This window comes from Streptomyces sp. NPDC002773, from assembly GCF_040295605.1.
In the GTDB taxonomy this organism is placed as follows: domain Bacteria; phylum Actinomycetota; class Actinomycetes; order Streptomycetales; family Streptomycetaceae; genus Streptomyces.
In genome coordinates this window covers 102,463-122,377 of record NZ_JBEOVO010000017.1, presented here as the reverse complement: position 1 = coordinate 122,377, position 19,915 = coordinate 102,463, and the positions used below count along the sequence as shown (strand labels likewise).

Annotated in this window: 18 protein-coding genes, 1 pseudogene and 1 riboswitch; of the genes and pseudogenes, 11 read left to right on the top strand and 8 right to left on the bottom strand. The window is 71.4% G+C overall.

All coding sequences use genetic code 11. The features are described from left to right. Nucleotides 1-144 precede the first annotated feature (144 nt). Nucleotides 145-1,944 carry a diguanylate cyclase CdgB gene (cdgB, locus tag ABT034_RS21535; RefSeq protein WP_351217485.1) on the top strand — a complete coding sequence of 600 codons (1,800 nt, stop codon included), beginning with the start codon at nt 145-147 and terminating at the stop codon, nt 1,942-1,944. A 117-nt stretch (nt 1,945-2,061) separates the two neighbouring features. After that, nucleotides 2,062-3,033, top strand: a complete 972-nt coding sequence (locus tag ABT034_RS21530) for a CBM35 domain-containing protein (RefSeq protein WP_351217483.1) — start codon at nt 2,062-2,064, stop codon at nt 3,031-3,033. Between the two features lie 85 nt (nt 3,034-3,118). Here the strand turns inward: ABT034_RS21530 and ABT034_RS21525 are convergent, their stop codons facing one another. The 3 genes from ABT034_RS21525 to ABT034_RS21515 all read right to left on the bottom strand — a co-directional run bounded on the left by ABT034_RS21525 (nt 3,119) and on the right by ABT034_RS21515 (nt 6,396). Further along, nucleotides 3,119-4,045 carry a 1-phosphofructokinase family hexose kinase gene (locus tag ABT034_RS21525; RefSeq protein ID WP_351217481.1) on the bottom strand — a complete coding sequence of 309 codons (927 nt, stop codon included), beginning with the start codon at nt 4,043-4,045 and terminating at the stop codon, nt 3,119-3,121. Nucleotides 4,046-4,228: 183 nt separating this feature from the next. After that, nucleotides 4,229-5,374: an N-acetylglucosamine-6-phosphate deacetylase gene (gene nagA, locus ABT034_RS21520; RefSeq protein WP_351217479.1), complete on the bottom strand. Its 1,146-nt coding sequence runs from the start codon at nt 5,372-5,374 to the stop codon at nt 4,229-4,231. After that, nucleotides 5,374-6,396, bottom strand: a complete 1,023-nt coding sequence (locus tag ABT034_RS21515; protein ID WP_351217477.1) for an ROK family protein — start codon at nt 6,394-6,396, stop codon at nt 5,374-5,376. Before ABT034_RS21515 ends, nagA begins: the two co-directional genes overlap by 1 nt. Nucleotides 6,397-6,613: 217 nt before the next feature. Here ABT034_RS21515 and ABT034_RS21510 point away from each other — a divergent pair, with 217 nt between their 5' ends. From ABT034_RS21510 to otsB, 3 genes are all read left to right on the top strand, one after another. Continuing rightward, on the top strand, nt 6,614-7,897 hold the full coding sequence (locus ABT034_RS21510; protein WP_351217475.1) for an extracellular solute-binding protein: 1,284 nt from the start codon (nt 6,614-6,616) through the stop codon (nt 7,895-7,897). Between the two features lie 86 nt (nt 7,898-7,983). After that, nucleotides 7,984-8,268: a DUF3263 domain-containing protein gene (locus ABT034_RS21505; protein ID WP_351217473.1), complete on the top strand. Its 285-nt coding sequence runs from the start codon at nt 7,984-7,986 to the stop codon at nt 8,266-8,268. 45 nt (nt 8,269-8,313) lie between these two features. Next, nucleotides 8,314-9,156 (top strand): trehalose-phosphatase, encoded by an 843-nt coding sequence (gene otsB, locus ABT034_RS21500; RefSeq protein WP_351217471.1) that lies wholly within the window; start codon nt 8,314-8,316, stop codon nt 9,154-9,156. 22 nt (nt 9,157-9,178) lie between these two features. Here otsB and ABT034_RS21495 read toward each other — a convergent pair whose 3' ends face one another. Further along, a complete protein-coding gene (locus ABT034_RS21495) occupies nt 9,179-10,063 on the bottom strand; it encodes an NAD(P)-dependent oxidoreductase (protein ID WP_351217469.1) in 885 nt (294 codons plus the stop codon). Between the two features lie 97 nt (nt 10,064-10,160). Between ABT034_RS21495 and ABT034_RS21490 the strand changes: the two genes are divergently transcribed. Continuing rightward, a complete protein-coding gene (locus ABT034_RS21490; protein ID WP_351217467.1) occupies nt 10,161-10,505 on the top strand; it encodes a winged helix-turn-helix transcriptional regulator in 345 nt (114 codons plus the stop codon). Here ABT034_RS21490 and ABT034_RS21485 read toward each other — a convergent pair. The 3 genes from ABT034_RS21485 to ABT034_RS21475 form a co-directional block, all read right to left on the bottom strand. Continuing rightward, complete coding sequence (locus tag ABT034_RS21485; RefSeq protein ID WP_351217465.1) at nt 10,495-11,850, bottom strand: alpha,alpha-trehalose-phosphate synthase (UDP-forming); 1,356 nt, start codon at nt 11,848-11,850, stop codon at nt 10,495-10,497. The two genes, ABT034_RS21490 and ABT034_RS21485, sit on opposite strands and share 11 nt — an antisense overlap. Nucleotides 11,851-11,976: 126 nt before the next feature. Then, nucleotides 11,977-13,305 carry a hypothetical protein gene (locus ABT034_RS21480; RefSeq protein ID WP_351217463.1) on the bottom strand — a complete coding sequence of 443 codons (1,329 nt, stop codon included), beginning with the start codon at nt 13,303-13,305 and terminating at the stop codon, nt 11,977-11,979. A 38-nt stretch (nt 13,306-13,343) separates the two neighbouring features. Beyond that, on the bottom strand, nt 13,344-14,285 hold the full coding sequence (locus ABT034_RS21475; protein WP_351217461.1) for a glucosyl-3-phosphoglycerate synthase: 942 nt from the start codon (nt 14,283-14,285) through the stop codon (nt 13,344-13,346). A gap of 120 nt (nt 14,286-14,405) precedes the next feature. Then, nucleotides 14,406-14,551: riboswitch (SAM riboswitch) on the top strand. Here ABT034_RS21475 and thrC point away from each other — a divergent pair. From thrC to ABT034_RS21450, 5 genes are all read left to right on the top strand, one after another. Then, on the top strand, nt 14,536-15,891 hold the full coding sequence (gene thrC, locus ABT034_RS21470) for a threonine synthase (protein ID WP_502973009.1): 1,356 nt from the start codon (nt 14,536-14,538) through the stop codon (nt 15,889-15,891). It overlaps the preceding riboswitch by 16 nt. 42 nt (nt 15,892-15,933) lie before the next feature. After that, nucleotides 15,934-16,212, top strand: coding sequence for a MoaD/ThiS family protein (locus ABT034_RS21465; protein ID WP_017238235.1), 279 nt, complete (start codon nt 15,934-15,936; stop codon nt 16,210-16,212). A 441-nt stretch (nt 16,213-16,653) separates the two neighbouring features. After that, nucleotides 16,654-16,857: a cold-shock protein gene (locus ABT034_RS21460; RefSeq protein ID WP_015035246.1), complete on the top strand. Its 204-nt coding sequence runs from the start codon at nt 16,654-16,656 to the stop codon at nt 16,855-16,857. Between the two features lie 321 nt (nt 16,858-17,178). Then, nucleotides 17,179-18,807: a chaperonin GroEL gene (gene groL / locus ABT034_RS21455; RefSeq protein WP_189836124.1), complete on the top strand. Its 1,629-nt coding sequence runs from the start codon at nt 17,179-17,181 to the stop codon at nt 18,805-18,807. Nucleotides 18,808-18,976: 169 nt separating this feature from the next. After that, nucleotides 18,977-19,447 (top strand): SRPBCC domain-containing protein, encoded by a 471-nt coding sequence (locus ABT034_RS21450; RefSeq protein ID WP_351217456.1) that lies wholly within the window; start codon nt 18,977-18,979, stop codon nt 19,445-19,447. A gap of 19 nt (nt 19,448-19,466) precedes the next feature. Here the strand turns inward: ABT034_RS21450 and ABT034_RS21445 are convergent. Next, nucleotides 19,467-19,889, bottom strand: a pseudogene (locus tag ABT034_RS21445) (class I SAM-dependent methyltransferase); the annotation flags it as partial. Nucleotides 19,890-19,915 lie beyond the last annotated feature (26 nt).

Genomic DNA, 19,915 nt, shown 5'->3' with positions numbered 1-19,915 from the left:
GCTGTGACTTGAGTCACAGAGCCCAGTATTTGCTGACCCTGTGTACCTGGGGCGCAGCTCGCTGTGATTCAGTGGCGGTGATGGTGCAGCACGAAACCGATGAGAACCCTGGAGTTGCTGTCGAGGTCTCGGGGAGAGCGAGCGATGGAGACCGAGTCGGAGCCGTACGTCCGTCTCTCGACCCTGCGGCAGCTGCATCAGGTCGTGGCGGACCTCAACACTGCGCGCAGCCTGGCGGACACCCTGCAGACCGTCGCCGACGGTGTGGTCGCCGGTCTCAACTACGAGCTGGCCTGCGTCAACCTCGTACGCCCCGACGGTGACCTCGTCGTCGCCGCCTTCGCCGGAAGCTCCGCCGCCGAGGCCCTGATCACCGGCCGGGTCGGCTCCCGTGCCTCCTGGGAGCGGCGCCTCGCCATGGCGGACGCCTGGGGCGACCTGCGGTTCATACCGCACACCGAGGGCTGGGTCCTCATGGAGGACGACGTCCCCCAGTGGCACACCGACGGCCCCGCGCCCCGCTTCGAGGACGAGTGGCACCCGCACGACCGCCTCTACGCCCCCATGTACGCCTCGGGCTCAGGCCGCGAGCTACTCGGCGTCATATCCGTCGACCGCCCGCGCAACGGCCGGCACCCCGGCCCCTGGGGCCAGGAGGCGCTCCAGATGTACGCCTCCCAGTCGGCGATCGCCATCAGCAACGCCCGCCTCCGCTCCAACATGCAGCGCGCCCTCGTCCGGCTCGAACGCGAGCAGCAAGCCCTGCGCGCCAGCGAGGAGTCCTTCCGGCAGGCCTTCGAGTACGCCCCCTCCGGCATGGCCATCGCCGAGATGGGCGGCGACCAGCACGGCCGGCTGCTCCGCACCAACGACGCCCTGTGCAGACTCCTCGGCCGGCCCGCCTCCGTCATGCGGCGCTACTCCTTCGCCGACCTCGTCCACCCCGAGGACATAGGCACCCTGCTCCGGACCTCCGCCGAGGGCGGCCGGGCCGAGCTGCGGCTCGGCCGGCGAGACGGCACCTATGTGTGGGTGTCCCTCCGCAACTCGGTCGTCGCCGACACCGCCGACGGCCCCCGCTTCCTCCTCACCCACGTCGAGGACATCGAGGAGCGCAAGCGCCACGAGCTCCAGCTCGCCCACCGCGCCTCGCACGACGCCCTCACCGGCCTCCCCAACAGCGCCGAGCTGCGCTCCCGGCTCTCCGCCCGGATCTGCGAGCGCCCGACGGCGGCACCCGCCGTGGCCGCGCAGACCGGCGGGTACGACGGCGGATACGACTCCGGGCGTGACGGCGGTTACGACTCCGGGCGCGACGGCGGCTACGAGACGGGCCACGACCCGGGCCACTCCGGGTACGACTCCGGCCACTCCGGGTACGCCCCCGTGCCCGTCCCCCACCCCGGCTCCTCCGGCTCCTCCCCGTACGAGGTGCCGTACGAGCACGAGCACGAGCACGGCTTCGGTTTCGAGCCGGCGGGCGTCGGCCCGTACGACCACCATGTGCACATGGTCGCCCCCACGGCTGGTGACATCGACGACGGCACCAAGGGCCTCGCCGTCCTCTTCTGCGACCTCGACGGCTTCAAGTCGATCAACGACCGCTTCGGGCACCACACCGGTGACGCCGTCCTCATCGAGGTCGCCCGGAGGCTCACCAGCGGCGTCCGCGACGGGGACACCGTCGCCCGGCTCGGGGGTGACGAATTCGTCGTCCTCGCCGACGGCCTCGGCGCGGCCGACGCCGCCGACCTGGCCGTTCGCCTCCGCAACGCGATCATCCCGCCGATCCGGGTGGACGGCCGGGCGGTCCGAGTGGGGGCCAGTTTCGGCATCGGCTGGGCCGAATGCGGGATGTCGGTGGAAGAGGTCCTGAACTCCGCCGACCAGCGGATGTACGTGGAGAAACGCTCCCGCGCCAAGCTCCACCGGCGCGCGGGCTGAGGCGCCGGACTCTCCCCCGGCGGCCCCCCGCCGGAGCCGGGGCCGATTCGGGGGTCGGCCCGTTCGAGGTAGGCTCGGCCGGTCGGCGACGGCTGGCGAGCATGGAGAGGAACCCGGATGGCTGCCGGTAACGACGGCGCGAACAAGCCCGAGAACGACGACCCGTTCGGCTACCTGTACGCGGACGGTCAGGCAGCGGGTGCCCAGCCCCCGGGGGGCGGTGGCTACGGCTACCCCGGCCCGGCGCAGGCTCAGCCCGGCGTGCCGCGGACCTCGTACAACCAGGTCAGAACGGTCGGCGAGCGCCAGTACGGCGGGCAGACCCAGGGCCACGGGCAGGCCTACGTACCGCCGCAGCAGCAGGCCGCGTACGGCCAGCAGCAGGCGCAGTACGCCGCCCCCGAGACCTACGGCGGCCCGCCGAGGCAGTCCCCGCCGCCGCAGCACCAGCACGGCGGCTCCGGCCGGGGCCCCAACACCAAGGGTCTGCTCATCGGCGCTGTCGCCGTCGTCGCGGTCGTCGTGATCGGCATCACGGCCGCCGTGATCAGCAACAGCGGTGGTGACGACAAGGACAAGCAGGCCGGCGGCGGCACGACCGCGACCGCGCCCGCGCAGGTCTCCGAGAAGCCCAGCGCCGAGCCGAGCGCCGACGAGACGCCGGTCGAGCTGCCGAAGCAGGACGCGGCCACCCTGAAGCTGGGCGGCACCGCCGGCCTCGCCAAGGACGTGAAGGGCGCGGAGGGCTCGGACGGCACGTACGTCGCGGGCTTCAACCAGGTCGGTTCCTCGGTGACCTGGAAGGCGAAGATGTCGGAGGCGGGCCCGTACAGCCTGACCGTGCGCTACGCCATCCCGGCGGTCGACGCCAACGCCACCCTGACGGTGAACGGCAAGCCGAACTCCTCGCCCCTCGGCCTGAAGAACTTCATCCACTCCTCGGACCCGAACCTGGAGAAGAACTGGCAGACCACCTGGGCGCCGGTCGACCTCCAGAAGGGCGAAAACGAGATCAAGATCTCGTGCGAGACGGGCAACCAGTGCGACGTGCTGCTCGACTGGCTGGAAGTGGGACCGCCGAAGTCCTAGCGGACGCCTTGCCGATCACGCCGCGAGCCCGGCCTGATCGGCACGGCACCCACGGGGGCCTGTCTGCGCGTGTCCCTGCCGTGCGTCACGCCCTGTCCGGTTCCTCGGTGACCTTCACCTGGGGCCGCAGCTCCTCGTAGGCGGTGGCGTCGAACTCCCCGGCCACCGGGGACAGGACCGTCGCCGCCGACAGGGCGACCGCGCGGGCGAGCCGCTCCGGCCAGGGCGACCCGTCGACCAGGCCCGACAGGAGGCCCGCGACGGCCGAGTCGCCCGCGCCCGTGGGGTTGCCCTTCACGGCGGCGGGCGGCGCCGCCCGCCACAGGCCCTCGGGGGTGGCGGCGAGCAGGCCCTCGGGGCCGAGCGAGGAGACGACCGCGCGGGCGCCCCGGCCCCGTGCGTCGCGGGTCGCGCGCAGCGGGTCGCGGGAGCCGGTGAGCTGGGCGAGCTCGTCGGCGTTGGGTTTGACCAGGTCCGGGCGGGCTGCGATGCCGCGACGGAGGGGTTCGCCGCTGGTGTCCAGGAGGACGGGCACGGCGGCCGCGCGGGACAGCCGGACGAGTTCCGCGTACGCCCCGACGTGGATGCCCGGCGGGAGGCTGCCGCAGAGCGCGACCGCCGCGGCGCCGTCCAGGAGCGTGGTGAAGCGGGCGCGGAACGCGGTCCACTCGGCGGGGGTGACGTTCGGCCCGGGTTCGTTGAGCTGGGTGGTGTCGCCGCTCGCGGAGTCGACGACGGCGACGGTACGGCGGGTGGGGCCCGCGGTCCCGACGAGTTCGTCCCGGACCGGGGTCGCCGCGAGCCGGTCGCGGAGCACGGCGCCGGTCGCGCCGCCCGCGAAGCCGGTGGCGACGGTCTCGTATCCGAGGGCGGCGAGGACACGGGCCACGTTGAGGCCCTTGCCGCCGGGGCGTTCGACGACCTGGGTGACCCGGTGCGAGGCGTGCGGGGTGAGGGCGGGGACCCGGTAGGTCAGGTCCAGTGCCGTGTTGAGGGTGACCGTGAGGATCACCTGTCCACCCCCGTACTCCGTACACCGTGTGAAGTCCTGTGGAACGTACGTTCCGACGGGGACCGATCATGCCAAACGAAAGGCGGTTGGCCCAGCCCCCCGGCCGACCGCCTCCCGTATCCCGCTCGTACGCCTCCCGCGTATGACTCCTGATCAGGTGTCGTCTGGTCAGGTGGCTTCTGATCAGGCCGTCGTCGGGTCCACGATCCACTCGCCCTTGCGCATGACGCCCCTGAGGTTGAACTCGGCGTCGAGGACGGCGATGTCGGCGTCCTTGCCGGGCTCCAGGGAGCCGACGCGGTCGTACACGCCGAGGAGGCGGGCGGGATTGGCCGAGATGGCCTCGACGATCGCCGTGAGGGGGAGGCGGTCGACGGTGGCGGCGCGCTTGAAGGCGCGGTCCAGGGTGAGGGTCGAGCCGGCGATGGAGTCGCCCTCGACGAGCCGGGCGACGCTGTCCTTCACCTCGACCTCAAGGGTGCCGAGCATGTACCGGCCGTCGCCGAAGCCCGCCGCGTCCATGGCGTCGGTGATGAAGGCGACCCGCTCGGCGCCCGCGTGGTGGAAGGCGAGCTCCAGGGCGGCGGGGTGGAGGTGGGTGCCGTCGTTGATGAGCTCGACGGTGATCCGTTCGTCCTCCAGGAGGGCGGCGATGGGGCCGGGGGCGCGGTGGCCGAGGCCGGGCATCGCGTTGAAGAGGTGGGTGGCGACGGTGGCGCCCGCGTCGATGGCCTGGACGGTCTGCTCGTACGTGGCGTCGGTGTGGCCGATGGCGGCGATCACGCCGTGCTCGGCGAGGAGGCGTACGGAGTCGATGCCGCCGGGCAGCTCGGTGGCGAGGGTGACCATCTTGGCCTGGCCCCGGGCGGCGTCGATCAGCTTGCGCACCTCGGCCGGGTCCGGGTCGCGCAGGAGCGTCTCGTCGTGGGCGCCCTTGCGGCAGGGGGAGATGAACGGGCCCTCGAAGTGGAGGCCGGCGATCTCGCCCTGCTCGGCGAGCTCGGAGAGCAGACCAGCGCGCTGGGTGAGGAAGTCCATCTCGCCGGTGACGAAGGAGGCGACGACGGTCGTGGTGCCGTGCAGCCGGTGGGTGTCGACGCCCTTGAGGACCTCGTCGACGGTGCCGGAGGTGAAGGAGGCGCCGCCGCCGCCGTGGTTGTGCATGTCGACGAAGCCGGGGACGAGCCAGTGGCCGGTGAGGTCGACGACGGGGGCGCCCTCGGGGGCGCTGCCGGTGATGCGGTCACCCGTGACGATCACGCGTCCGTTCTCGACGATCCCGGTGGGCAGCACGACGTGTGCGCCGGCGAGAACCTTGTGATCGGCCATCAGGCGGAAACCTCCGAGTCGGTGGAGTGCGGATCGTGGTCGTCGGGCTGGTCGTGCTCGTCGGCCTGCTGGTCGTCGGGCTGCTCGTGCCGGTCGGCCTGCTGCTCGGCGAGCAGGTCCCAGGCGAGGAGGCCCGCGCCCAGGCAGCCGGCGGTGTCCCCGAGGGCCGCCGGCACGATGGTGGGCAGCTTCTGGAACGTGACTCGCTCCTCCACCGCGGCCCGGAGTGGTGTGAACAAGGTTTCCCCCGCCTCGGCGAGTCCGCCACCGATGACGAGCGTGCGGGGGTCGAGCAGGGTGAGCGCGGTGACCAGGCCGTCGGCGAGGGCGTCGACGGCGTCCTGCCAGACCCGGAGGGCCGTGGTGTCGCCGGACTCGACGGCCTTGGCGCAGTCGGCGGCGTCGGCGTCCGGGTCGCCGCTCGCCTCGGCCCAGGCCTGGGAGACGGCGGAGGCGGAGGCGTACCGCTCCAGGCAGCCGCGCTGGCCGCAGCCGCAGGCGGTGCCACCGGGGCGGACGACGATGTGGCCGATCTCGCCGGCGTAGCCGTGGGCGCCGGCCTCGATGCGGTCGCCGATGCCGATGGCGCCGGCGATGCCGGTGCCGAGGGGCACGAAGAGGAAGCGGTCGGCGCCGTTGCCCGCGCCGATACGTCCTTCGGCGAGGCCGCCGGTGCGGACGTCGTGGCCGAGGGCGACGGGGATGCCGCCGAGGCGGCGGCTGAGGAGTTCGCGCATGGGAACGTCGCGCCAGCCGAGGTTGGCTGCGTAGACGGCGATGCCGTTCTCGGCGTCGACGATTCCGGGGACGGCGACTCCGGCGGCCGCTGCGGGCTCTCCGTACCGCTCGTGGCCGAGGGTGCGGAGGTCTTCGGCGAAGCCGAGGATCGTCTCCACGACCGCCTCGGGGCCGCGGTCGCGGCCGGTGGCGCGGCGGGCCTCGTGCAGCAGGGTGCCGTCCGCCCCGACGAGGGCGGCCTTCATGCCGGTGCCGCCCACATCCAGGGCGATGACGTGTCTCACGGAGGACAGTCTCGCGTGCGAGGACCCAAAAGGTCTAGTCCACTGTTGAGGATTGTTGCGTACGGATACAAATCCGGGGCCCGTCATGAGGTCATGATCCCGCGGTGTGGCGGAAGAGAAACCGGACTGGTGTAGACCTCCTATCAGGCACGGGAGAGACTTGTCTCCTGCGCGGAGCCGACGACAGGGCTCCGAGCAGCTCAACGACGAGTAAAAGGTGGATGAAGCCGTGGAGCGGCGACGATTCCTTGGATTGACCGCGGCCGCCGCCGCACTCGGACTGACCGCCACGGTCGCCGGCTGCGGCTCCCTGGGGGGCGACTCCGGTGACGTGACCCTCAGACTGGTCGCCGCCGAGTACGACCTCAACGGCGGCGACAGCACCAAGAAGTACTGGACCGATCTCGTCGCCGCCTACGAGGCCGAGCACCCCGGCGTCAAGGTCGAGGTGCGGATCGAGTCCTGGGACGACGTCGACCGCAAGGTCGCCGAGATGGTCAAGGCCGACGAGGCCCCCGACATCGCGCAGATCGGCTCCTACGCCGACTACGCGGCCGCCGGTGAGCTCTACGCCGCCGACGAACTGCTCTCCATACCCGTCCAGGCCAACTTCCTCGCCCCGCTCGTCGACGCCGGCGAGTACAAGCGGACCCAGTACGGCCTGCCCTTCGTGGCCTCCACCCGGCCCCTCTTCTACAACAAGGCCCTCTTCAAGGACGCCGGCGTCGAGGCCCCCACCACGTGGGCCGAGCTCGCCGCCGCCGCCGAGAAGCTGAAGGACAACGGTGTCCGCACGCCGTTCGCGCTGCCGCTCGGGCCCGAGGAGGCCCAGGGTGAGGCCCTGATGTGGCTGCTCAGCGGCGGCGGGGGCTGGACCGACGGCACCGACCGGTACGCCATCGACTCCGACGCCAACATCCGCACCTTCGAGTGGCTCAAGCAGAACCTCGTCGGCAAGGGCCTCACCGGGCCCGTCGCGCCCGGCAAGCTCAACCGCAAGGCCGCCTTCGCCGCCTTCGCGAAGGGCGAGGTCGGCATGCTCAACGGCCACCCCTCGCTGCTCCAGGAGGCCGTCAAGAAGGGCGTCGAGGTCGGACAGGTCCCGCTGCCCGGCGCCGAGGGCCCGGCGGAGGCCGCCATGGGCGTCGCCGACTGGCTCATGGGCTTCAAGCAGAACGGTCACCGCAAGGAGATCGGCGACTTCCTCAACTTCGTCTTCAGCGACGCGAACGTCCTGAAGTTCGCCGGCGACAACGACCTCCTGCCGGTCACCGTCAGCGCCTCCACCCGGATGGAGACCGAGCCCGAGCACGCCGACCTGCGGGTCTTCCTGAAGACGCTCCCGGACAGCCAGCTCCCGCCGGTCGGCAAGACGTCCTGGGGCCAGGTCAGCGAGAACATCAAGCAGAACATCGGCAAGGCCGTCACCCCGGCCGGGCGCCCCGCCGACGTCCTCGGCGCGATCAGCCGGATGGCGACGGCGGCGGAGAACGCCGAGTAAGTAGGCTGGTCGTATGACCGAGAGTGGCCGTATGGCTGAGGATGGTCGTATGACCGAGGACGACGGCGTATGACCGAGGACGGCGTATGACCGAGGACGGTCGCGCGACCGAGGACCGGGAAGTGGTGGATCCCGGCGACGACGAGAGCGGGCTCGGCGCGCGGGAGCGGGGCCTTCTCGCCGTCGAGCGCCGCTCCTGGCCCGGCCCCGGTGCCAAGGAGCGGGCCGTCCGTGAGCGGCTCGGCCTCTCGCCGACCCGTTACTACCAGCTGCTCAATGCCCTCCTCGACGACCCGAGGGCCCTCGCCCACGACCCGGTGACCGTCAACCGGCTGCGGCGGGTCCGGGAGGAGAAGCAGCGGAGGCGGTAGGAGGCCCCGCTGACGTGACCGCCGTACGTCGGTAAGGTCGGGAACATGGTCAACAGCCTTCCGCACCCGACCACGCCGACCGGCCGCGACGGCCTCGCCGCGCTTCTCGCGCGGCCCGAGAAGGCCGTCGTCGCCCTCGACTTCGACGGCACACTCGCCGAGATCGTCGCCGATCCCGAACAGGCCCGCGCCCACCCGGGTGCCGTCGCCGCGCTCGCCACCCTCGCCCCCCGGGTCGCCTCCGTCGCCGTCGTCACCGGCCGCCCCGCGGGGGTCGCCGTGCGGTACGGCGGCTTCGCCGGGGTGCCCGGCCTTGAGCACCTGGTGGTCCTCGGCCACTACGGCGCCGAACGCTGGGACGCCGTCACCGGCACCGTCCAGGCCGCCGCCCCGCACCCGGGGGTGGCCTCGGTACGCGCCGAGCTCCCCGGCTTCCTGGACCGCGCCGGGGCCTGGCCGGGCGTCTGGATCGAGGAGAAGGGCCGCGCGGTCGCCGTCCACACCCGCCGCGCCTCCGACCCCGAGCGGGCCTTCGAGGCGCTGAAGGGCCCGCTCGGCGAGCTCGCCACCCACCACGGCCTGGTGCTGGAACCGGGCCGCATGGTCCTGGAGCTGCGGCCGCCGGGCATGGACAAGGGCGTGGCGCTCGCCGAGTACGTACGGGAGGTGGGCGCCGGGTCCGTGCTCTACGCGGGTGACGACCTGGGCGACCTGCCAGCCTTCGCCGCCGTCGAGAAACTCCGCAACGACGGCACCCCGGGCCTCCTGGTGTGCAGCGGCTCCACCGAGGTGCCGGAGCTCACCGACCGCGCGGACCTCGCGGTGGCAGGCCCGGCGGGAGTCGTGGACTTCCTCGCGGGGCTCGCGGCGGCGGTACGGGGGGACTGAGCGGCCGCGTCGAGTCCGGGGCTCACTTCAGCAGCAGGTCGACGACGCCCGTCAGGTCCTCCTCGCCGCTGCCCACGGCGAGGCGCCGGCGCATCAGCTCGAAGTACGGCTGGATCAGCTCCGGGCTGACGCCCTGCTGCTCGGCCGTCGTCAGGAAGGTCGCCGTCCCGGCCACCTGCATCGCCAGGTTGGAGACCACGTCCCTGGTGTAGTCGCCGCTCTTCAGCTGGGCGGCGGTCTGCAGCACGGAGGGGCCCGCCATCGCCGCGATCCAGCCGGAGAGCAGCGGGGCGAACGCGGTCGGGTCGATGTCCTCCCTGCGGATCAGGGCGAAGGCGTGCGCGACGCCCCCGAACATGCCGTACATGGCGCTCAGCAGGGCCACGTCGTGGAGGGCCGCGAACCCGGCGTCCTCACCAACGTAGGTGGTGCCGACGGGGACGGCGAGGGTCTCGCGGTGCTCCTCGAACAGCTCCCGCGAGCCGCTGTAGAAGACGTACCCGCCGGCCTCCGGGACACCGACCATCGGCGGGACGGCCATGATGCCGCCGTCCAGGTAGCGGGCCCCGCGCTCCTCGGCCCACGCGGCACGGGCGCGGGCCTGGGCGGGGGTCGTGGTGGTCAGGTTGACCAGGTCCTTGCCGGTCAGGTCGACGCCGTCCAGGGCGGCGCCGACGGAGGCGTCGTCGAGGAGGCAGACGATCACGAGGGCGCCGGCCGAGACGGCCGCGGCGGCGCTGTCGGCGGCCTTCGCGCCCTCGGGGACGAGCGCCTCGGCGCGGGCCGGGGTGCGGTTCCAGACGGTGAGCGGGTGGCCGGCTTCGAGCCAGGTACGGGCCAGGGCGGTGCCCATCGCACCGAGGCCGAGCAGGGTGACGGGGGACTTCTCAGCGGTGTTCTGTGTCATGTCCACAAGCCTGCGGCAGGCCTCTGACCTGCTCAAGTACCCACTCTGGAGTGGGTGGTTACCCTGAGGTGAGCGAACAGGTCAGAGGGGTGGGCACATGACGACGCTGAACCGGCCGGGGTCCGAGGACGGGCACGTCTGCGGGATCGACACCGCGATGGAGGTGATCGGCGGCAAGTGGAAGGTCCTCATCCTCTGGGCCCTCCACCAACAACCGCACCGCCGCTTCGGCGAGCTGCGCCGGATGGTCCCGGGCATCACGGAGAAGGTCCTCGCCTCCCACCTCCGCGAGATGGAGACGGACGGCATCGTGGACCGCGTCTCCTACGACGAGGTCCCACCCCGCGTGGAGTACGCACTGACGAAGGACGGCATCCGCCTCAACGAGGCCCTGGAGCCGTTGGCGGCATGGGGGCGGGAGCGGGTTTCCCCTACGCCCTGAGCGCCTCCAGCTGGTTCAGGAACCAGCGCTGTGGGGGCAGGGCCGTGGCCGCCGCCGCGAGGCGCTTCGAGCGGTCGGCGCGTTCGGGCGGGGGCATCGACAGGGCCCTGTGGAGGGCCTCGGCGGTCTCCGAGACGTCGAAGGGGTTCACCGTGAGGGCGTCCTCCTTCAGTTCGTCGTAGGCGCCCGCGCCCGTCGACAGGACCAGGGCGCAGCCGGCCTCCGAGACGACCGGTATCTCCTTCGCGACCAGGTTCATGCCGTCGCGGACCGGGTTCACCAGGGCCACGTCCGCGAGCCGGTAGGCGGCGAGGGAGCGGGGGAAGTCGTCCTTCACGGAGACCAGGACCGGCTTCCAGTCCGGCGTGCCGAACTCGGCGTTGATCTCGTCCGCGAGGGCCGCCACCGAGGCCGTGTACGCCCGGTACGACTCCAGGTCCTGCCGTGAGGGGTACGCCGAGGCGAGGTGGACCACCCGGTCCCGCCATTCGGGGTGGGTGGTCAGCAGCTCGCGGTAGGCGAGCAGGCCGCGCAGGATGTTCTTCGACAGCTCGGTGCGGTCCACCCGGACGATGGTCTTCCGGTCGCCGACCTCCGCCCGCAGGCCCGCCAGCCGCTCGTCCACCACGGGCCGGTGCGCGAGCGCCCGCAGCTCCTCGGCGTCGACACCCAGGGGATACACCTCGACCCGGGTGCCCGCGGCTCCGTCGCCCGCGCAGTTCCGGAACGCCGCCGCCCACTCCTCCGTGTGGAAGCCCAGCTGGTCCGCGCCGAGCATCCCCCGCAGCAGTTCCTCGCGGATGTCGTCCGGGACCATCCGCAGGTACTCCGGCGAGGCCCACGGCGTGTGCGTGAAGTGGGCGATCCGCAGGTCCGGGCGGAGCTCCCGGAGCTGCCCCGGTACGAGCGCCAGGTGGTAGTCCTGCACCAGGACCGCCGCGCCCTCGTCCGCCTCCGCGGCCAGCGCCTCGGCGAAGGCGCGGTTGTAGCTCCGGTACGACTCCCACAGGCGCCGGAACTCCGCGTCGAAGACCGGCTCGCGCGGGACGTCGTACAGATGGTGGTGGAGGAACCACAGCACCGAGTTCGCGATGCCGTTGTACGCGTCGGTGTACGTGTCCGGATCGATGTCCAGCATCCGTACGCCCGGCTCGCCCACCCCGCGCCTGACCGCCTCCCGGTCGCCCGCGCCGAGTGCCGCGCACACCCACAGGCTGTCCTGGGAGGAGACGGCGCTCAGGCCCGAGACCAGACCGCCACCGCCCCTCCGGGCGTCGAGCGAGCCGGCCTCGTCGAGCTTGTACGAGACCGGGCCCCGGTTGGATGCCACGAGCACAGTAGCCATGTGGCGAACCTAGCCCGTCCCGTAAACGCTCAAACGTACGTATACGAGACGGGTGGTTCCGGCCACGCTCAGTTGCCGCAGGTCAGTCGCCTGTCGGCCGGCTGCCCCTCGCCTGTCGGCCGCCTGTCAGTCGTGTCGGCCGCGCATCGCCGCCTTCGCCACCAGGCCCGTCGCCGCGAGCGCGAGGGCGAGCGCGCCGAGCAGCCACAGCCGCTCCCCGTTGCCGCCCGTCTCGGCCATCGAGCCGCCGTTTCCGTGGGGCCCGGGGGCGGGCGGGGCCGGGGGAGCCGGGAGCTGCGTCAGGGATGCGGGGGTCGGGTCCATCGGCGTCGGGGTCGGGGTGGGGGTGGGCGGGGTGGGCTCGACCCGCGTCGGGGTCCGGGTCGCGGTTGGAGTCGGGGTCGGGGTCGGCTTCGGTTTGGCGGCGCTCGCCGTCTTCGTGGGCTTCGGGTCCGGCACCGGTACGGAGAAGGCGAGGGCCGCAGGGACGTAGGTGTCGCCGCTCGTGGTGAAGGCCAGGTCGGCCGACGTCGCGCCCGGTGGGACGGTGCCGTCCGGGATGTCGTAGGCCTGGAGGAAGCCGTCGGTGCCGCGCGTGCGGCTCTCGGTGACCCTCTTGCCGTTGACGAGGAACGCGGCGCCCGGGGCGTTCCGGTCGCCCCCGTACGCCGTCACGCTCGCCCGTACCGTGCCCGGCCCCCGGTGGAAGCCGTCGACGGCGACCCTGGTCGCCGGGGAGGTCGAGCGCTGGAGGACGTGGCCGCCGTAGACGTGGACGCTCCGCCGCTCGGGGGCGCGGTCCGGGTCCGTGTATGCGTGGACGACCGTCAGGGACCAGCCCGCCACGCAGCCCCTGCCGTTCGCCGCCCAGATGTTGCCGACCGCGATCTGCGCGTCCGTCCCCTTGAGGCCCTTGAAGGCGGCGGTCACGTCGGATTCGCCCGTGTAGTAGTGCGGTCCTTCGGTGGCGGCCGGGTCCGTGACCATGCTGTCGATCGAGACGGGGGTCGCGGGGCCCGCGCCGACCCTGATCACCGGGGCGGTCGTCGAGGGGTCGCCGGGCGAGGGGACGGCGTCCGCGCCCGAGAGGCCGCAGCGCCCGAGGGGCGCCCCGCCCGGGCCCTGGTACGTGCCGTCGTTGCCGCCCCAGAAGAGCCGGGCGTACGCGACCTCGGCGCCCGCCGGGATCGCGAGACGCCCGCTGCTGGAGCCGTAGCCGCCCCCCGCGGCGGCACAGCGGGCGGCAGGGTCGGCCGGGTCGGCGGGGGCGGTGGGGCAGCCCCTGACCGTGTTGCCGATCGTGGTGAAGTCGCCGTACAGGGACTCGGCGTACCGCTTGCCGAAGGGCTCGACCACGTCCGCCGCGGCCGGTCCCGCCGCGGCGAGCGCGAGCGGGCCCGCCATCAGTCCGACGGCCGCGAGCACCTTGCCCAGGTGATGTTGTCTGAAGCGCATAAAAGGGCAATGTAGGCAAAACACATCATCATGGGGCGTTACGCCACGCGGCGGCGCGCGTACTCCACGATCTCGGCCATCGGCGGCCGCTCCTCCGTGTCCACCGCGTACGTGTGAGGGACGAACCCCGACTCGCCCCGCTCGAACTGGGTGAGCAGCGGCCGCACCAGATGCCCCCGCGACAGCCGCAGCTGCGCCGTCCGGTAGATCGCCGCCGCCATCCGGCCGAGCGCCTGACCGTCCTGGTGCCGGTGCTTGCGCACCCCCACGTCCACCTGCGCGAGCGCGTCGAGGCCCACCGTGTGCAGGGCGTCGACGAGCAGGCCCAGCTCCACTCCGTAACCGACCGGGAACGGCAGCCGTTCGAGCAGCGAGCGGCGGGCCGCGTACTCGCCGCCGAGCGGCTGCACGAAGCCGGCCAGCTGCGGCCAGTGCAGGTTGAGCAGCGGGCGCGCCACCAGCTCCGTGACGCGGCCCCCCTGACCAGGGGCGTCGCCGAGGGGACGGTCGTACATCGCCTTCACGAAGTCCACGTCCGGGTCCGTGAGCAGCGGACCCACGATCCCCGTCACGAAGTCCGCCGAGAAGTCCCGCAGGTCCGCGTCCACGAAACAGACGACGTCCCCGCTCGTCACCAACAGTGACCGCCACAGGACCTCGCCCTTGCCCGGCACCGCCGGGATCCGGGGGAGGATCGCGTCCCGCGCGACCACCCGCGCCCCGGCCGCGGCCGCCACCTCCGCCGTACGGTCCGTGGAGCCCGAGTCGATCACCACCAGCTCGTCGACGAGCGGCACCGACTCGCTCATCAGCTCGCGCCGGATGACGGAGACGATGTCCCCGACCGTCGCCTCCTCGTTCAGCGCGGGCAGCACCACGCTGACCCTCGTCCCCCGCTTGGCGGCGAGAACCCGCTCAAGCGGACGATCGGCCACGGACCAGGACCGCCGGTCCAGCCAGCGCTCCACCTCTTCCAGCACGTGATCTCCATCTCGCGGTTCGGACGACCATCTCAACCGTCCATGCCTTCGGTTACAGTCTTGAACAACGCGGATGCCCGATGCATGTCGGGGTGCCGCCCGCGTTACACAACCGAATACCGCTCATCCAGAGGGGCAGAGGGAAACGGCCCGTTGAAGCCCCGGCAACCCTCCAGTCGGTTACTTGTCCTCCAGGCGAGGTCCCCGACTAGGGAAGGTGCCAAATCCGTCTCATGGCGAAAAATTCGTCATGGGAAAGATGAGGAGAAAGGGCCTCCCCTCCATGGCTGTACAGACCGCCACCCCCGCGACCTCCGCGAACACCGCGACCTCTGCGAACTCCGCGACCAGCGTCGACCTCGGTCCCGCGTCCGGGCTTTCCTGTCGCGAATGCGGTGAAGTCTTCGCACTCGGTCCGATCTTCGCCTGCGAACTCTGCTTCGGACCTCTCGAAGTCGCGTACGACCTCCCCACCGGCGACCCCGAGGCGCTGCGCAAGCAGATCGAGGCCGGCCCCGCCAACATCTGGCGCTACGCCCCGCTGCTGCCCGTCCCCGCCGACGTCGCCGACAAGCCGAACCTGAACCCGGGCTGGACCAAGCTCGTCCAGGCCGACAACCTCGCCCGCGAGATCGGCGTCGCCCCCGGCAAGCTCTTCGTCAAGGACGACTCCGGCAACCCGACCCACTCCTTCAAGGACCGGGTCGTCGCCCAGGCCATCGAGGCCGCCCGCGCCTTCGGCTTCACCACCCTCTCCTGCTCCTCCACCGGCAACCTGGCCGGCGCCGTCGGCGCCGCCGCCGCCCGCGCCGGCTTCCGCTCCTGCGTGTTCATCCCGCACGACCTGGAGCAGGGCAAGGTCGTCATGGCCGGTGTCTACGGCGGTGACCTCGTCGCCATCGAGGGCAACTACGACGACGTCAACCGCTTCTGCTCGGAGCTCATCGGCGACCCGCTCGGCGAGGGCTGGGGCTTCGTGAACGTCAACCTCCGCCCGTACTACGGCGAGGGCTCCAAGACGCTCGCGTACGAGATCTGCGAGCAGCTCGGCTGGGTCATCCCCGACCAGCTCGTCATCCCGATCGCCTCCGGCTCCCAGCTCACCAAGATCGACAAGGGTCTCCAGGAGCTCATCAAGCTGGGTCTCGTCGAGGACAAGCCGTACAAGATCTTCGGCGCCCAGGCCGAGGGCTGCTCCCCGGTCTCCGTCGCGTTCAAGGCCGGCCACGACGTCGTCCGCCCGCAGAAGCCGAACACGATCGCCAAGTCGCTCGCCATCGGCAACCCGGCCGACGGCCCGTACGTCCTCGACATCGCCCGCCGCACCGGCGGCGCCGTGGAGGACGTCAACGACGAGCAGGTCGTCGACGCGATCAAGCTGCTCGCGCAGACCGAGGGCATCTTCGCCGAGACCGCCGGCGGTGTGACGGTCGGCGTCGCGAAGAAGCTCGTCGAGAACGGGCTGATCGACCCGAACCTCACCACCGTCGTCCTCAACACCGGCGACGGACTCAAGACCCTGGACGCGGTGGCCGACACCTCTCAGGCGACCGTCACCATCCGCCCGAGCCTGGACGCGTTCCGCGACGCCGGCCTGGCGCTCTGAGCCGGCCCGCTTTCCTGGCCCACTGAAAGGTTACGTAGACACATGGCCGTGAACGTCCGCATCCCCACCATCCTCCGCACCTACACGGGTGGGCAGTCCGAGGTCCAGGCCGAGGGCGCGACCCTCGCCGAGGTCATCGCGGACCTGGAGAAGAACCACACGGGCATCGCCGCCCGCGTCCTGGACGACCAGGGCAAGCTGCGCCGCTTCGTCAACGTGTACGTCAACGACGACGACGTGCGCTTCGAGCAGGGCCTGGAGACGGCGACGCCGGCCGGCGCGGGCGTCTCGATCATCCCGGCGGTCGCCGGCGGCTGCTGAGCACCGGGACTGTTGATCGCCGGCGGCTGCTGAGCCGCATCAGCTGTCCCGTCTTTCTCGAAGATCTCGAATTGCCCCTTCCGCGCCGTAAAGCGGAGGGGGCAATTCTGCATGGTTGAGCGGGGTACAGTTGGGGAAGTCCCCTCCGCTGCTCATGCCGGGCGCATATGAGAATGCGTCCCCGCGCGACAAGAAGCAGCCAAAGTGTGTGCGCCTTGTGTACCTTCTGCGTACTTTGCCGGGCCCGACTTGCCCTGGAATTAAAGGGATTCTCCCCGATTCGCCTTTCCGTGACGCCCAGAAATCTCGCTCGATTGACCTGTTGCAGAGGGCAGTTGGGCAGATACATTCAGCCGCGGTCGACGCGTTCCGGCGCAGGGTCTGACCCGGGTCCCGCGAAGTGCGGGCCCCGCGCAAGGGCCAGTAATAGGGGAGTTAGGCATGGCTCAGGGCACCGTCAAGTGGTTCAACGCGGAGAAGGGCTACGGCTTCATCGCGGTCGACGGTGGTGCGGATGTTTTCGTCCACTACAGCGCGATCCAGATGGATGGTTACCGCAGCCTCGAAGAGGGACAGCGGGTCGAGTTCGAGATCTCGCAGGGCCAGAAGGGTCCGCAGGCGGACATGGTCAAGCTCGCCGTCTGAGCGCGGCGCGATCGGCCACCGACGCAACGCCGTCGAGGGGCCCGCATCCCTGAGGGGATACGGGCCCCTCGCGCGTTTACCCGGCCTGCCCGTATCACCGTCGTTGCGTCCCGATCATCGAGAGTCGCTTGCACTCGCATGGGTCGAGTGCTAATCATTGGCGTTAGCACTCGGCACCTGAGAGTGCTACGAGGATCGGGCACGACGAGGCCGCCGGCCGGGTGGGGCAAGGAACCACGCGGAGCTCCGGAGGCCGTCCGTCGCGGGCGTCGGCGCGGTCCTGGAGCGTTATCCACCCCATGTCCGGGAGGACCACTTCACATGGCCAAGATCATCGCGTTCGACGAGGAGGCCCGGCGCGGTCTCGAGCGCGGCATGAACCAGCTCGCTGACGCCGTCAAGGTCACCCTCGGCCCCAAGGGCCGCAACGTCGTCCTCGAGAAGAAGTGGGGCGCCCCCACGATCACCAACGATGGTGTCTCCATCGCCAAGGAGATCGAGCTCGAGGACCCGTACGAGAAGATCGGCGCCGAGCTGGTCAAGGAAGTCGCCAAGAAGACGGACGACGTCGCCGGCGACGGTACGACCACCGCCACCGTTCTCGCCCAGGCGCTCGTCCGCGAGGGCCTCCGCAACGTCGCCGCCGGTGCCAACCCCATGGCCCTCAAGCGCGGCATCGAGAAGGCCGTCGAGGCCGTCTCCGGCGCCCTCCTCGAGCAGGCGAAGGATGTCGAGACCAAGGAGCAGATCGCTTCGACGGCCTCCATCTCCGCCGCCGACACCCAGATCGGCGAGCTCATCGCCGAGGCGATGGACAAGGTCGGCAAGGAAGGCGTCATCACCGTCGAGGAGTCGCAGACCTTCGGGCTCGAGCTCGAGCTCACCGAGGGCATGCGCTTCGACAAGGGCTACATCTCGGCGTACTTCGCCACCGACATGGAGCGCATGGAGTCGTCCCTCGACGACCCGTACCTCCTGATCGTCAACTCCAAGATTTCCTCCGTGAAGGACCTGCTCCCGCTCCTGGAGAAGGTCATGCAGTCGGGCAAGCCGCTGCTGATCATCGCCGAGGACGTCGAGGGCGAGGCCCTGTCGACCCTGGTCGTCAACAAGATCCGCGGCACCTTCAAGTCCGTCGCGGTCAAGGCCCCGGGCTTCGGCGACCGTCGCAAGGCCATGCTGAACGACATCGCCATCCTCACCGGCGGCACGGTCATCTCCGAGGAGGTCGGCCTGAAGCTGGAGAACGCGGGCCTCGACCTGCTGGGCCGCGCCCGCAAGGTCGTCATCACCAAGGACGAGACCACCATCGTCGACGGTGCCGGTGACAGCGAGCAGGTCGCCGGTCGCGTGAACCAGATCCGCGCCGAGATCGAGAACAGCGACTCGGACTACGACCGTGAGAAGCTCCAGGAGCGCCTCGCGAAGCTGGCCGGCGGCGTGGCCGTCATCAAGGCCGGTGCCGCGACCGAGGTCGAGCTCAAGGAGCGCAAGCACCGCATCGAGGACGCCGTTCGCAACGCGAAGGCGGCCGTCGAGGAGGGCATCGTCGCCGGCGGCGGCGTGGCCCTGCTCCAGGCCTCCTCGGTCTTCGAGAAGCTCGAGGCCGACCTCGCGGGCGACGAGGCCACGGGCGCGAACATCGTGAAGCTGGCCCTCGAGGCCCCGCTGAAGCAGATCGCGGTCAACGCCGGCCTCGAGGGCGGCGTCGTGGCGGAGAAGGTCCGCAACCTGCCCGTCGGCCACGGCCTGAACGCCGCGACCAACGAGTACGTCGACCTCATCGCCGAGGGCATCATCGACCCGGCGAAGGTCACGCGCTCCGCGCTGCAGAACGCCGCGTCGATCGCCGCGCTGTTCCTCACCACCGAGGCCGTCATCGCCGACAAGCCGGAGAAGGCGTCCGCGCCGGCCGGCGGCGGCATGCCGGGCGGCGACATGGACTTCTGATCCTCCGGGATCGGTGGTTCATCGCTGAACGCGAAGAACAGAACGAGGGCGGTACCCCCACGGGGGTGCCGCCCTCGGGCGTTCCGGCGGGGCAGGAAGTGCCCTGAGGGAGGGGCGGGGCGATCCTGGAATGGTCTTCGGGAATGGTCTCCGGGAAGGGATCGAAGCCATGGTCACCCTGTTCACCACGCCCGCCGACCGCGAGCTGGTCATCACCCGCACCTTCGACGCCCCGCCGGCGCGCCTCTGGGAGGCGTGGACGGAACCCGCGCACGTACGGGAGTGGTACGGGGTGTCCGGGCTGACCACCACGGTCGTCGACATCGACCTGCGGGTGGGCGGCGCGTGGCGCTGGGGCCAGACCGCCCCCGACGGTCAGGAGATCGTCTTCTCCGGTACGTACGAGGAGATCGTCCCGGCGGAACGGCTCGACTACACGGAGGTCTTCGAGCAGATGCCGGACGGGGATCCGGTCCGGGTGACGCTCAGCTTCGACGCCACCCCGGCCGGCGGTACGGCCCTGACCAGCACGTCCTTCTGGCCGTCGAACGAGATCAGGGACCAGGCGCTGGAGGCGGGGATGGAGGCGGGGGTGAGGGAACAGTACGACCGGCTGGCGGAGCACCTGAAGGCCATGTGAGCGCCTGCCGTCGGGTCATCCCCGGCGGAAGAGGGCCGTCCAGAGGAAGGACTCCCCGAAGGCGGGGGAGTCGGCGGCGGTGCGGGGGCAGGTGGTGGAAGCAGCCGGAGTCGTAGACCAGGTCGTACGGGCCGTCCGGGGCGGCGCCCCTGAAGGCGTCGCCGCACGTGAACCGGATGTTCGTGACCCCCGCTTCCCGGGCCCGTTCCTCCGCCCATCGGACGGCGGTGGGGGAGAGGTCGACCGCGTCCACGTCGTAGCCGAGCGAGGCGAGGTACAGGCTGTTGCGGCCGGGTCCGCAGCCCAGGTCGGGGGCCCTGCCGCCGGCCGGGAGCAGGCCCTGCTCGACGTACGAGACGAGGTTCTCGTCGGGCTTCGCGACGAAGAACGGCACGGGCTTGTCGCGGTCGGCGTAGAACCCGTCCCACCAGTCGGCCCCGCCCCCGCCGGGGAAAGTTCCTGGCGTCT